13 protein-coding genes are annotated in these 12,310 nt (G+C 64.1%); 11 read left to right on the top strand and 2 right to left on the bottom strand.

The genetic code is table 11. The annotated features are described in order from the left end of the window. The first annotated feature begins 7 nt into the window (after nucleotides 1-7). The 7 genes from LV28_RS46125 (at nucleotide 8) to LV28_RS46095 (ending at nucleotide 6,691) form a co-directional block, all read left to right on the top strand. Nucleotides 8-1,180, top strand: coding sequence for a VanZ family protein (locus LV28_RS46125; protein ID WP_048806809.1), 1,173 nt, complete (start codon nucleotides 8-10; stop codon nucleotides 1,178-1,180). Between the two features lie 208 nt (nucleotides 1,181-1,388). Beyond that, complete coding sequence (locus LV28_RS46120) at nucleotides 1,389-2,930, top strand: MFS transporter (RefSeq protein ID WP_023597857.1); 1,542 nt, start codon at nucleotides 1,389-1,391, stop codon at nucleotides 2,928-2,930. Between the two features lie 86 nt (nucleotides 2,931-3,016). Next, entirely contained in the window at nucleotides 3,017-3,346 is a 330-nt protein-coding gene (locus LV28_RS46115; RefSeq protein ID WP_023597856.1) for a (2Fe-2S) ferredoxin domain-containing protein, read from the top strand. A gap of 130 nt (nucleotides 3,347-3,476) precedes the next feature. After that, nucleotides 3,477-4,106: an alpha/beta hydrolase gene (locus tag LV28_RS46110; protein ID WP_023597855.1), complete on the top strand. Its 630-nt coding sequence runs from the start codon at nucleotides 3,477-3,479 to the stop codon at nucleotides 4,104-4,106. A 274-nt stretch (nucleotides 4,107-4,380) separates the two neighbouring features. After that, complete coding sequence (locus tag LV28_RS46105) at nucleotides 4,381-5,568, top strand: D-alanyl-D-alanine carboxypeptidase family protein (protein WP_038621960.1); 1,188 nt, start codon at nucleotides 4,381-4,383, stop codon at nucleotides 5,566-5,568. Nucleotides 5,569-5,573: 5 nt separating this feature from the next. Beyond that, a complete protein-coding gene (locus tag LV28_RS46100; protein ID WP_023872938.1) occupies nucleotides 5,574-6,422 on the top strand; it encodes a D-amino acid aminotransferase in 849 nt (282 codons plus the stop codon). Then, the gene (locus tag LV28_RS46095) at nucleotides 6,419-6,691 is read left to right on the top strand and encodes a DUF493 family protein (RefSeq protein ID WP_024788789.1); all 273 of its coding nucleotides are present in this window, start codon (nucleotides 6,419-6,421) and stop codon (nucleotides 6,689-6,691) included. The genes LV28_RS46100 and LV28_RS46095 overlap by 4 nt, the downstream gene beginning before the upstream one ends. Nucleotides 6,692-6,842: 151 nt before the next feature. Here LV28_RS46095 and LV28_RS46090 read toward each other — a convergent pair whose 3' ends face one another. Further along, the gene (locus LV28_RS46090) at nucleotides 6,843-7,874 is read right to left on the bottom strand and encodes a transcriptional regulator GcvA (RefSeq protein WP_038619601.1); all 1,032 of its coding nucleotides are present in this window, start codon (nucleotides 7,872-7,874) and stop codon (nucleotides 6,843-6,845) included. A 100-nt stretch (nucleotides 7,875-7,974) separates the two neighbouring features. On the opposite strand from LV28_RS46090, the gene LV28_RS46085 reads away from it, so the two are divergent. The 4 genes from LV28_RS46085 (at nucleotide 7,975) to lipA (ending at nucleotide 11,329) form a co-directional block, all read left to right on the top strand. Further along, the gene (locus LV28_RS46085; RefSeq protein WP_023597850.1) at nucleotides 7,975-8,307 is read left to right on the top strand and encodes a DUF2917 domain-containing protein; all 333 of its coding nucleotides are present in this window, start codon (nucleotides 7,975-7,977) and stop codon (nucleotides 8,305-8,307) included. A gap of 184 nt (nucleotides 8,308-8,491) precedes the next feature. Further along, entirely contained in the window at nucleotides 8,492-9,442 is a 951-nt protein-coding gene (locus LV28_RS46080; RefSeq protein ID WP_080685277.1) for a DMT family transporter, read from the top strand. Between the two features lie 160 nt (nucleotides 9,443-9,602). Beyond that, nucleotides 9,603-10,298, top strand: coding sequence for a lipoyl(octanoyl) transferase LipB (gene lipB / locus LV28_RS46075; RefSeq protein WP_023597848.1), 696 nt, complete (start codon nucleotides 9,603-9,605; stop codon nucleotides 10,296-10,298). Between the two features lie 23 nt (nucleotides 10,299-10,321). Next, nucleotides 10,322-11,329, top strand: coding sequence for a lipoyl synthase (gene lipA / locus LV28_RS46070; RefSeq protein ID WP_023597847.1), 1,008 nt, complete (start codon nucleotides 10,322-10,324; stop codon nucleotides 11,327-11,329). 20 nt (nucleotides 11,330-11,349) lie between these two features. On the opposite strand, the gene LV28_RS46065 is transcribed toward lipA, so the two are convergent. Next, a complete protein-coding gene (locus tag LV28_RS46065) occupies nucleotides 11,350-12,111 on the bottom strand; it encodes a hypothetical protein (RefSeq protein WP_038619603.1) in 762 nt (253 codons plus the stop codon). Nucleotides 12,112-12,310: the final 199 nt, after the last annotated feature.

Raw genomic sequence — 12,310 nt, 5'->3', positions numbered from 1 at the left:
GTCGCCGATGCCCGAGCCGGATGTCAAACCCTGGCAACGACGCGCGTCACCGCTCACGCGTCAGGCGCTGATCTGTCTGATTCTGCTGATCGCCTACGCGAGTCTGTATCCCTTCACGTTCCAGCGCGCGGCCGTCGGGCCGTTCGACTATCTGTTCGCCCCGCTGCCCCGCTGGATGACGATGTTCGACGTGGTGACCAATGTGCTGGGCTACCTGCCATTGGGCGTGCTCACGGTGCTGGCGCTGCATCCGGCCTGGCGGGGCGTGCGCGCGGTGATCGCCGCGCTCGTGCTCGGAGCGTTGCTCTCGTGCGGCATTGAGGCGTTGCAGACCTATCTGCCGACGCGCGTTGCCTCGAACGTCGATTTGGCGACGAACGCGCTCGGCGCGCTCATCGGCGGCGCGATTGCCGTGCCGCTCACCAGCCCGCTGCTCGATCGCGGATGGCTGCGACACTTGCGCTTTGCCTGGTTCGAGCGTCAGGCGAGCATGTTGCTCGTCTTGCTGGCGCTTTGGCCCTGGGCCCAGGCGTACCCGCAGCAGTTTCTCTTCGGCGACGGCGACCTCGTGCGCCAGATCTGGCTCTGGCAAGACCCGGACGTGACCGATCGCGTCATCGACTGGGTGCCTCGCCTCGGACAACTGCAGGACTATCTGTCCGCGCTCGATGCCGTGGCCAGCCATGCCTTGTGGGAGACGATCGTCACGGCATGTGGCACGGTCCTCGCAGGTCTGCTCGCCACGCTGGCAATGCGCCGCACGGCGCCGCGCGTGCCATTGCTGTGCGCCATGTTCGCGAGCGCGTTCGCGATCAAGGCCGTTGCCTCGGCATGGCAGTTCTCGGCGGCTCAGGCCTTCGACTGGGTGACGGCAGGGGCCGTCTACGGGATGGTCGTCGGCGGGCTCGTGCTGTTTCTGGCCGGCAGGGGGCCGCGCGCCTTGCGCGGTGCGGTCGCCCTTGCGGCACTCATCGTATTGCTGGTGCTGGTCAATCTGTTGCCCGCCAATCCGTACTATGAGGCCGCGCTCCAGTCGTGGCGTCAGGGGCAATACGTTCACTTCAATGTGCTCGCGCGCTGGCTCGCGTGGACGTGGCCCTACCTCGTGCTGATCTATCTGCTCGCCATGTTCGATCCGAGCCATCGCGGCCCGGCCCGCAGCGTCGGAACGTCGCGGTGACGGACTTTTTTCTTGCTTCGCAAGGGGGATACGCTCGAGTTTCACCGCGCATTGTTTCTGAATCTGCAATAGCGTATTGGCCCGTCGCCGGTTGGTCTCGGGCGCCATGAATCCTAAACTCCCATGTAAGGCACGCTGATATCCCGCGTGCCGCGACCGCCCGGCATCGACAGGCAGATTCCGGGCGTTTTTCATTGGCGAGGCAAAGATGAGTACCTGGGGATTGGCGTTTGCGCACAAGACACGGCAGCGCGTGCTGATGGCCGTGATCGCCGCCGCCACGGGTATCGAAATGCTCGAAAACGGCATGTTCGTGTTCGCGTCGTCGCACATTGCGGGCGGGGTCGGTGCGGCCCCCGAAGAGTACGCTTTCGTCTCCACCCTCTATGCGGTGGCTGGAATTCTCGTGATCCTCAAGCAGCGCTGGCTTGCGTCGCGCCTGGGGTACCGCACGTTCCTCGCCGGTGCGCTGACGCTCATGGCATTCGGCGCATGGCTCTGCGGCATGGCGCATACGCCGACGCAACTCGCCGTCGCCCGCTTCGTGCTCGGTCTGGGCGCGGGGTCGCTCTTCACCGCGAGCCGCATCCTCATCAACCTGTGCTTCGCCCCGGAATTGCGGCTGCGCGCACTGCTTTTCTTCACCTACGGCTTCTTCGGCGGACAAATCTCCGCACCGCTGCTCGCCAGCTATCTCGTCGACCACTTTCTATGGTCGTCGGTGTTCTTTGCGGTTGTGCCGATTGCGCTGGCCGGCGCGCTGGCTTCGTGGATCGTGATTCCTGATTTTCGCGAGCGTTTGCGCGACGAGGGCGAATTCGAAATGCGCGGCATCGTGTTCTTTGCGGCAGGCGTGTTGTTCGTCGAAGTAATGATGCAGCGATCGCGGTTCGACTTTTTCTCCAACCCGCTGCATCTGCTCGAACTGTGTCTGGTCGGGGCGATCTGCGCGATCGGCTACATGTGGCATCAGTACTCGCACCACAAGCCGCTGATCGACTTTCGGGTACTGGTGCGCAACCCGGTCTACGTGCTTGGGTTGGGTGGCTACGCCGTGTATTACTTCTTCTCGTATTCGACGTCGTATCTGTTCCCGATCTACATGCAACGGGGGCTGAACTGGAGCGTCGAGCACACCGGATATCTGCAGGCGGTGGCGTCGGTCACGAGCCTGGTGGTGGCCGTCATGTACACCCTGGCGCGTCCGAAGTTCGTGCAGCTCAAGCCGTTTGTGCTGATCGGGTACCTGTGCCTGCTCGGGTATGCGTTCCTGCTTTCGCAGACGTACCCGGGTGTGTCGAGTCAATGGCTGATCCTGCCCATGGTGCTCAGTGGGCTCGGCGGCGTGTTCGCCATGATCCCCATCGCGGAGCTCACGTTTCGCGGCATGGACGAATACGTTTTCCAGCATGGCTATCAGACGAAGAACATCGTGCGCCAGTTGGTGAGTTCAATGTCCGTGTCGATGATGGCCGTGCTGATGCAGGATCGTCAGGCGGTGTTCATGCATCAACTCACGCCGGCGATGACGCCACTCAATCCCGCCTACAATGCCGCGGTGTCGCAGGCGCAGCAGGTGTTCGGCGCAAGCGTGGATGCGACGACGGCCGGGCACATGGCATCAGCCTGGGTGGGTAATCTCGCGTCGCAACAGGCGCTGGTACTCGCCAGCGTGAATGTGTTCTTCGGTTTTGCATGTCTTGCCGCGTTTTGCGCGTTGTTCATGGCCGTGCAACGCCGGCTTCGGTGAGCACGGCGGTCTCCGCACGCGCGGGGCAGGTCGGTTAGAATGGGCCGCAATACGCGAACACGTTGCCACTTCCCGATAGCCCCGACATGGCCACCCAGCCGCAGTTCTACAAGCATCACGTCTTTTTCTGCCTGAATCAGCGCGAGCCCGGCGCCGACCGTCCGTCGTGCGCAAACTGCAATGCGCAGTCGATGCAGGAATACGCCAAGAAGAAGGTCAAGCAACTGGGCCTCGCCGGCCCCGGCAAGGTCCGTGTGAACAAGGCCGGATGCCTCGATCGCTGCGAGCAGGGCCCGGTCGTGGTGATCTATCCCGAGGGGACCTGGTACACCTACCTCGACGAGTCCGACATCGACGAGATTGTCGAAAAGCACTTGGTGCAGGGCGAGATCGTCGAACGCCTGCTGATCGACTGATCCGGCCGCGGCTTCGACCGCTCCAGGTCCCGCCGCGTGTGTCCGACACCGAACTTCCCGAACCGGCTCGCCCGCTCCCGCACCCATTGGCGCAGCGCGGGCGCTGCCGCATCCCAGACCTCACATCGCCATGAACGCTCAGACTGAACGCTTCACCATCGACGGCCCGGTCGGGGCCATCGAAATCGCCATCGACCGACCGGCCGGCGCGCCGCGCGGCATCACGCTGGTCGCCCATCCGCATCCGCTGTTCGGCGGCACGCTCGACAACAAGGTTGCCCAGACCCTCGCCCGCGCTTTCGTGCAGTTGGGTTATGCCGTGGTCCGCCCGAATTTTCGCGGCGTGGGGCAATCGGCGGGCGAGCACGACAAGGGCATCGGCGAGCGCGACGACTTGCTCGCCGTGATCGCGTGGATGCGCCGACAGCCCGGCTGGGACGCGCTGCCGCTCGCGCTTGCCGGTTTTTCGTTCGGCACGTTCGTGCTCTCGCACGTCGCCAAAACGCTCGAGGCCGCCGGCACGCCGGCCCAGCGGCTGGTGTTCGTGGGTACGGCCGCGAGCAACTGGGACGTGGCCGACGTGCCCGCAGACACGCTCGTCATTCACGGTGAAGTGGACGACACCGTGCCGCTGCAGTCGGTGCTCGACTGGGCGCGGCCGCAGAAGCTGCCCATCGTGGTCATCCCGGGCGGCGAGCACTTTTTCCACGGTCTGTTGCCCCTGCTGAAACAGATCGTGGTCGACGCGTGGCGTCATTGATACATCGCCGGCGAATTTTGCCGGATTTGGGGCGCCCGGGCGGTTGGCGCTGGGGTGTCGAAATCATGGCGGGTATAATTCGCCCCTGAACCTTGTCATGTCCCTCGGGGTCTATGTCCCCGACAGGCATGGCACCGGCACTTCGGTGTCGCTGTCTTCGTCGCCGTATCGCAGGCCCGCCGGAATGCCGGTGCAATGCCAACGCAATGCCAACGATGCGGCGCTTCTTCAAGCGCAGATGCTCCTGAGTCTCACTTCGTCCTCCTCTTCGCCCATGAAATTCAACGCTTCGCTGTCCCGTGCCGCCGCCGCTGCGGCGCTTGTCGTTTGCGGCTCGCTTGCAACGCTTCCCGCCCGTGCCCAACAGATCCCGCCGCCGCCGATGACGGCCAAGGCGTGGACGATCGTCGACGTGACCAGCGGTCAGGTGCTCGCGGCCGGAGACGCGGAGGCTCGCGTGGAACCGGCATCGCTCACGAAGATCATGACCTCGTACCTGATCTTCGAAGCCTTGCGCGACAAGCGCATTTCGATGGACCAGACGGTGATTCCAGGGGAGTCGGTCCGCAAGGTCGGTCGTGACGAATCGCGCACCTTCATCGAAGCCGGCAAGCCGGTCACGGTGCACGATCTGGTCTACGGCATGATCATCCAGTCGGGTAACGACGCCTCGATCGCGCTGGCCGAACTCGTCGGCGGCTCGCAGCCGGGCTTCGTCGAACTGATGAACCGTGCCGCGCAGCGCATGGGCCTGAAGAACACCCATTACACCAACGTCGACGGTCTGACCGACCCGCAGCACTACACGACCGTGGCCGACATTGCCACGCTGTCGACGCGTCTGATCCAGGACTTCCCCGAGTACTACAAGATTTACTCGGAGAAGAGCTTCACGTACAACAACATCCGCCAGCCGAACCGTAACCGTCTGCTGTATCTCGATCCGACCGTCGATGGTCTGAAGACCGGCCACACGAAGGAAGCCGGCTACTGCCTCGTGTCGACGGCGTCGCGTCCGATGCCCGGTGCCGCTGGCGTGAGCCGCCGCGTGCTCTCGGTCGTCGTGGGTGAGCCCACCGAGCGTGCGCGCGTGCAGGACAGCCTCTCGGCGCTGAACTACGGCTACCAGAACTTCGACACGCTGCGCGTGTACGCCGCGAATCAGGTCGTGGCCACGCCCAAGGTGTGGAAGGGCAAGGAAAGCGAGCTGAAGATCGGTGTGAAGAAGGACACCTTCATTACCGTGCCCAAGGGCATGGCCGACAAGATCAAGCCGCAGCTCGAACTGCGCGAACCGCTGATCGCTCCGCTGGCGAACGGTGCGCAGGTGGGCACCGTCAAGGTCATGGCCGACGGCAAGCAACTGGCCGAGTTCCCGGTCGTGGCGCTGGCCGACGTACCTCAGGCCAGTTTCATTGGCCGCGCATGGGATGCGCTGCGCTTGATGTTCGTGAAAAAGTAAGCCCCATGGACAACCCCACTGTCTGGCTCAACGGCGAGCTGATCGCGCTCGCCGATGCGAAGATTTCCGTACTCGATCGCGGTTTCCTGTTCGGTGACGGCATTTACGAAGTCGTGCCGGTCTATCACGGTAAGCCGTTCCGTCTTGCGCAGCACCTCGACCGGCTCGAGCGCAGCCTCGCGGAGATTCGCATCGCCAACCCGTACACGCGCGCCGAATGGGAGGCTTTGTTCGCGCGCCTGTCGGCCACGTGCGCCGCCGACCCGCACAGCATCTACGTTCAGGTTACGCGGGGCGTGGCACCGCGTCAGCATACGTTTCCAAAGGACATCGCTCCGACCGTGTTCGGCATCGCAACGCCGCTCACGCTGCCGGGGCGCGAAAAGGTGGAGCACGGCGTGGGGGCGGTCACGCACGAGGATCGCCGCTGGCTGAACTGCCACATCAAGTCGACCTCGCTGTTGGGGAACGTGCTGATGGCGCAGTACGCCGCCGATCACGAAGTGCAGGAAACGATCCAGTTCCGCGACGGCAATCTGACCGAGGCGTCGTCGAGCAACGTGTGGGTCGTCAAGGGCGGTGAAATGTTCGCCCCGCCGCGCGATAATCGAATCCTCGAGGGCATCCGTTACGGTGCGCTCGAGACGTTTGCGCGCGAGTGCGGCATTGCGTTCCATGAGCGTCCGGTCAGCGAGGCGGAAGTGCGTGACGCCGACGAACTGCTCATCACGTCGGCCACGAAGGAAGTGCTCGCCGTGGTCACGCTCGACGGCAAACCGGTGGGCGACGGCAAGCCGGGCCCCGTTTTCCGCGCGCTCTACGCGGCCTATCAGCGGGCCAAGGAGGCACTATGACGACGGAAAAGAAGGAAAGCCTGCTCGAATTTCCGTGCGACTTCCCGATCAAGGTCATGGGCGCGACGCAGGACGGTTTCGCCGACGCCATCGTGGCGCTGCTGCGCGAGTTTGATGCGCAGTTCGATTCCGCCACCGTGGAAATGCGTCCGTCGAGCTCGGGCAAGTACCTCGGCCTGACGGTCACGGTGCGCGCGCACTCGAAGGCGCATCTCGACGACATTTATCGTGCACTTACCGGCCATCCGATGGTCAAGGTCGTGCTGTAAGCGGCGTGGTCAGGGCGAGCCCGGCGCGTATGCGGGGCTCGCGCATCGGGATGTTGCGCCCGTGGCGCCTCGTGCGCGCAAGGTACCTTGGGTGCCTGCGGCGCCTGGGGTGTCTAATGTCCTCGCCGCGCCTGATGCGCCGATAAGCACTTCACGCGTGTGTGGGTGCGCCGTCGTCGGGCGGCAACGCGGGGGCGGCGTCGAGGCCCATTCGCCCGCCCGCCGTGGCGGCAATGTCGGCCGCCAGCGCCGCGGGAGTCGGCTGCGTCGGACGGCGCTGCATGTGCTTCACCGATTCGAACGCCGCCAATTCCTCCAGAAACCACGTCCGGAACGCCTGGACGCGCTGCGTTTCCAGCACCGCTGGCGGGCAGACGAAGTAGTAATCCCACTCGCACGGCGTGTCCACGTCGGAGAGCCGCACGAGCCGGCCCGCCATGATGTCGCCCACGGCGAGAGAGCGACGTACGAGCGCCACGCCCTGACCGACGATCGCCGCCTGCGACAACATCCCCGAGTCTTCGTACATCATGCCTTGCGTCGGTTCGGGCAGCTCGAACCCGGCGGCCGTGAACCAGGGCGCCCAGGGCTCTCCCTCGGAGCGAAGCAGTGTGCTGCGCCGGAACTCCTCGGCGGTGTGCGGCAACTGCCCCCCGTTGTAGACCGGGCTGCAAGCCGGAAAGAACACGTCGTCGAGCACCTTCTCGATATGCAAGCCGGGCCAGTTGCCCTTGCCCATGCGCAGCGCGACGTCCACGTCGTCGCGTTCGAAGTCGATCAGGTGCGCGCTGCAACGCAATTCCACTTCCAGCTCGGGATGACGATCGATGAAGCGCCCGATGCGCGGCGTGAGCCATCGACTGGCGAACGACGGCATGGTCGTGAGCACCAGGCGCCGCTCGCTGCGCGTGCCCGCCTGCAATTTGCGCGTGGCTTGCGCGATATCGTCGAGCGCGGCGCGGATCGACGTGGCGTACTGGCGTCCCGCTGGCGTGATGCTGATGCGCTTGCCGTTGCGTGCGAAGAGCGTGGTGCCGAGCTCCTGCTCCAGCGCGCGGATCTGGTGGCTGATGGCGCCGTGTGTGACGAACAGCTCCTCCGCGGCGCGGGAGAAACTCTCCAGGCGGGCAGCCGCCTCGAAGGCGCGCAAGGCGCTCAGGTTGGGAAGTCTCCGAAGGTCCATGTGAGCCCTATTCGCAAGGCCGTGAAAATATGTCGTTTGGTACGGCGCTTGGCAGTCCCTATGATTCAGTCATTGTCTCGCACTGAGTGGGGGTCGTAAAATGCAAAACAATTTGACAAAGGTGCAGTACTTCTACGGTATTCGTCCGGGGGAAGTCATCGCCCTCGACCTGCACCACGAGCATACGCTGGTTGCGCGCGGATCGGCGGTTTGGGTCACTCGGGCAGGCGATCCGCGCGATTATTGGCTGATGCCCGGTCAGCGGCTTGCCGTCGAGCCCGGGCGCCGCTACTGGATCTCCGCCGATGCCGACGCCGAAGCGGCGCTCGAGCGCGAGGTAGCGCACCGCTTCCCGCTCGTTCGCGTGCTGCGCAAGTGGCTCGCCGGACGGCGTGCGGCGCGTGAGGCGAACTCCTGCACGGCGGCAGCCTGAAGCGTAGCGCACGTCGGTCCGTCGACGCCACGCGCTCCGAGGCGAAATTCGCCGGGGAGCGCGTTTTTCGTCTCAGGCACTGGTGCCGTCACGCCCGATATGTCAATCGAATTCACAACAAGGCGCGCAATAATCCGTTCGAAAGCCGTCTATAGCACGTCAAAATCAGAGAAGTCCCTGCCTGATGACCCGAGCTTCATCTCCCGCCCCGATGTCGTGCCCTCCGCAGACCGACACGCCGTCCCGTCACGTTCAGGCCGACGAGCGCCTTGGCCGCCTTTTGATGATTGCCGCCATGGTGATCTCGGGGACGATCGGTTACTTCGTGCTGATGTCGGGGCAACCGGCGCTCAACGTCGTGTTTTTCCGGTGCCTGATCGGGGCGACCAGCCTGTGCGCCTGGTGCGCCTGGCGTGGCTACTGGCGCGGCCTGCGCATGGCGCGCTGGCAAATCGTGAATGTGACCCTGGGCGCCATCACGCTCGTGTCGAACTGGTATTTCCTGTTCACGGCGTACCGGCTGACCTCGGTCGGCATCACGACGGTCGTCTATAACGTCCAGCCGTTCCTGCTCGTGCTCGCGAGCGTGGTCGTGACCCGCGAGCGCCCGTCGATGGCGACCCTGGGATGTCTGGGCGTGGCGTTTGCCGGGCTGGTGATTCTGGCGGAGCCCGGCGGCGCGCACGGTCAGGGTTACCTGCTCGGCGTGGCCAGCGCGCTCGCCGCGGCGTCGCTTTATGCGGCGACCACGCTGTTTACCAAGAAACTGGCGGGCACGATCCGCCCGGAGATCATCGCGGCGCTGCATATGGTCATTGGCGCGGTCGTTTTCGTCTGGATGGCCGATTTCCGCCATCTGCCTTCGGCACCGCGCGAGATCGGGGCTATCGTGACGCTGGGGCTTTTCCACACGACCTTTATGTATTTGCTGCTCTACGGGGCGTTTCAGAAGGCGTCGACATCGAGTCTCGCGGTCTTCGGCTTCGTTTATCCGGTCGTGGCGGTGGCGGTCGACTTCCTGGCGTTCGGCATTGTGTTGCATCCGACGCAGTGGCTGGGCGGCGTGATGATTCTGCTCGCCGCCGGCGGATACGCTCGGGGGATCGGCGCGCCTGCGGTGCGAAAGGTCGCCTGACGGCGCGCGGAGCACGCCATCGGCCAGCGGGAAGGCGAATCGGCGCAAACAGGGCGCCGACGGGGCGGTGGACACCGTTGCGCCCGGGCAACACCGGCCGCGGACGCCCTTGTGGCGGGGCTGCGAGCAAGACTGTGCCGGTTTCGATAAAATTGCGGGCATGACCTCCCCGATCGAAGTGTGCTGGCGCGGCACCGAAGACTACGCCACATCGTTCGACGCCATGCGTGCCTACACCGACACGCGCGGCCCGCACGGCCCCGACCAGCTCTGGATCGTCCAGCATCCGCCGGTCTACACGCTCGGACTGGCCGGCGATCCGGCCCATCTGCTCGTCGCCGACACCGGCATTCCGCTCGTCAAAGTCGACCGTGGCGGCCAGATCACGTATCACGGCCCCGGTCAGGTCGTTGTCTACCTGCTCGTGGACTTGCGTCGGCGCAAGCTCGGTGTGCGCGAAATGGTGCGTTTGATCGAGCAGGCAGTGATCGACACCCTCGGAGCGTATAATCTCGAGGTTGAGCGCCGGGCCGGCGCACCGGGCATCTATGTAAGTCCCGGTGACGGCACCGCAGCGCATGCCGGTGCGAAAATCGCCGCGCTTGGATTGAAGATCCGCAACGGATGCAGTTATCACGGGGTGTCGCTCAACGTCGCCATGGATCTGCGTCCGTTCGAGTGGATCAATCCGTGCGGCTACGCCGGCCTGCGGACCGTAGACATGGCCACGCTCGGCGTGGTCCCCCGCTGGGACGAAGTGGCCGCGCGACTGGCGCAGCAACTCGGTCATCACCTCGAACAGCACACCGCGACGGCCGTCGCCGCGCCGACTTCCGGCGCAAACGCCGCCGCCTGAATGGACGTCTGGAAAGCCCCAACATGACCACCGTGACTCAGAACGACAACGCGAACAAGGAAGTTCGCACGATCGACGGCGAATACGACGCCACCGCCAAGCAGAAGTCGCAAGCCAAGACGGCGCGCATCCCGATCAAGATCGTGCCGGTCGAGCGTCTGAAGAAGCCGGAATGGATTCGTGTGAAGGCGGCCACGCATACGTCGCGCTTTTACGAAATCAAGCAGATCCTGCGCGAGCACAACCTTCACACGGTGTGCGAAGAGGCGAGCTGCCCGAACATCGGCGAGTGCTTCGGCAAGGGCACGGCCACGTTCATGATCATGGGCGACAAGTGCACGCGCCGCTGCCCGTTCTGCGACGTCGGCCATGGCCGCCCGGATCCGCTCGACGCCGACGAGCCGCTGAACCTCGCGAAGACCATCGCCGCCATGCGTTTGAAGTACGTGGTGATCACGAGCGTGGATCGCGACGATCTGCGCGACGGCGGCGCCCAGCATTTCGTCGACTGCATCCGCCATGTGCGCGAGCTCTCGCCGCAAACCCGCATCGAAATCCTGACGCCGGACTTCCGGGCCCGCCTCGATCGCGCGCTTGGTATTCTCAATGCCGCACCGCCCGATGTGATGAACCACAACCTCGAAACGGTGCCGCGTCTGTACAAGGAAGCGCGTCCGGGTTCGGACTACCAGCATTCGCTCACGCTTCTGAAGGAATTCAAGGCGAAGCATCCCGACGTCTCGACCAAGTCGGGCCTCATGGTCGGCCTGGGCGAAACGGACGAAGAGATCCTCGACGTGATGCGCGATCTGCGTGCACACAACGTCGACATGCTGACCATCGGTCAATACCTCCAGCCGTCCGAGCACCATCTGCCGGTGCGCCGCTACGTCACGCCGGACACGTTCAAGATGTTCGAGGAAGAAGCCTACAAGATGGGCTTCACGCACGCAGCCGTGGGCGCGATGGTGCGTTCGAGCTATCACGCGGACGTGCAGGCACACGAAGCCGGGGTGGCCGACGCCATTTGAGCGGGCGCGCGGGCTGCTCGTTATTCGATCTTGCCCAGATCGGCCATCGTGAAGTCGCGCGATTCACCGTCCCAGTTTCGAAGATCGATGAATCCGAGGCCACCGGGCACCACGCCAAAATCCGGATGTTCGGTGTAGTGTGCGCCGCCATTGGTGTGGATGATCGTAGGCTTGCCCGGGGCGCTGATGCCCACGCCCTGTTGTAAAAGGACGTACTGACGCGACCTCACGGCTTGGATGAGTCGATCCTGATTTGCGCCCTCAATGGTCGGCATGAACATCAACGTCGGTCGGATTTCGTTGCCTTCGCCATGCACGAGTGGGCCGGCCGAAGTCAGTTGAAAGTACGCACCGAGCCCGACTCGATACTCGGTGGTCCAGAGGAGATTGATCCAGCGCTGGAAGCCTGGAACGCCGCTGAGCGTCTCCTCCAGAGCGGCGCCTGGCGGAATGCGCAGCCCCATGCGCTCGTACGAAAAGATCACGCGGTAGTCGTTATTGACGAGGTATTCCGGATACTTCTCAAAGAGACTTTTCGCGACCGCGATGGTCTTCTCGGCGCTCGCGCTCAGCATCGTCATCTCCAACGTCGCGCCCCAAAGACCTGGTGACAGTTCACTGACGTTCATCGACCCTTCGACGAACGATCCGGCAAACCGCGGCTCGTGTATCAGCTTCGCATTGTCATCCTCGATACCCGCCTTCGGTGGCGGACGTCCGGTCGACCACGGAAACGAGAGATCCACAAGTGAGATCGCATTCGAAGTGCTGTGCATGGTCATGACGTTCTCCTGTTCGTGTGCGCCAGATCGGCGCGATGTGGTTCGAATCTATATGCCGAAGTCATTATTGCGCACCTGTATACGTTGACAGGCACGTTGGCCCGGGCTCGGACTGCCATCTAAGCCCGGCGCTGCCTGCCGGTGGGTCCGTTGGTTTACGTGGCGTCACACGCCGCGCCGGCTTCATGACGTGATACGC

Origin of the sequence: Pandoraea pnomenusa (genome assembly GCF_000767615.3) — a bacterium.
In the GTDB taxonomy this organism is placed as follows: Bacteria; Pseudomonadota; Gammaproteobacteria; order Burkholderiales; family Burkholderiaceae; genus Pandoraea; species Pandoraea pnomenusa.
Note: the sequence above shows the minus strand (reverse complement) of the source record. Positions and strands in the feature narration are given on the sequence as shown.

Bases quoted from the DNA above. Each gene is read 5' to 3' on its own strand.
- LV28_RS46125 (WP_048806809.1), top strand. From the start codon at position 8: ATGCCCGAGCCGGATGTCAAACCCTGGCAACGACGCGCGTCACCGCTC.
- LV28_RS46120 (WP_023597857.1), top strand. From the start codon at position 1,389: ATGAGTACCTGGGGATTGGCGTTTGCGCACAAGACACGGCAGCGCGTG.
- LV28_RS46115 (WP_023597856.1), top strand. From the start codon at position 3,017: ATGGCCACCCAGCCGCAGTTCTACAAGCATCACGTCTTTTTCTGCCTG.
- LV28_RS46110 (WP_023597855.1), top strand. From the start codon at position 3,477: ATGAACGCTCAGACTGAACGCTTCACCATCGACGGCCCGGTCGGGGCC.
- LV28_RS46105 (WP_038621960.1), top strand. From the start codon at position 4,381: ATGAAATTCAACGCTTCGCTGTCCCGTGCCGCCGCCGCTGCGGCGCTT.
- LV28_RS46100 (WP_023872938.1), top strand. From the start codon at position 5,574: ATGGACAACCCCACTGTCTGGCTCAACGGCGAGCTGATCGCGCTCGCC.
- LV28_RS46095 (WP_024788789.1), top strand. From the start codon at position 6,419: ATGACGACGGAAAAGAAGGAAAGCCTGCTCGAATTTCCGTGCGACTTC.
- LV28_RS46090 (WP_038619601.1), bottom strand. From the start codon at position 7,874: ATGGACCTTCGGAGACTTCCCAACCTGAGCGCCTTGCGCGCCTTCGAG.
- LV28_RS46085 (WP_023597850.1), top strand. From the start codon at position 7,975: ATGCAAAACAATTTGACAAAGGTGCAGTACTTCTACGGTATTCGTCCG.
- LV28_RS46080 (WP_080685277.1), top strand. From the start codon at position 8,492: ATGACCCGAGCTTCATCTCCCGCCCCGATGTCGTGCCCTCCGCAGACC.
- lipB (WP_023597848.1), top strand. From the start codon at position 9,603: ATGACCTCCCCGATCGAAGTGTGCTGGCGCGGCACCGAAGACTACGCC.
- lipA (WP_023597847.1), top strand. From the start codon at position 10,322: ATGACCACCGTGACTCAGAACGACAACGCGAACAAGGAAGTTCGCACG.
- LV28_RS46065 (WP_038619603.1), bottom strand. From the start codon at position 12,111: ATGACCATGCACAGCACTTCGAATGCGATCTCACTTGTGGATCTCTCG.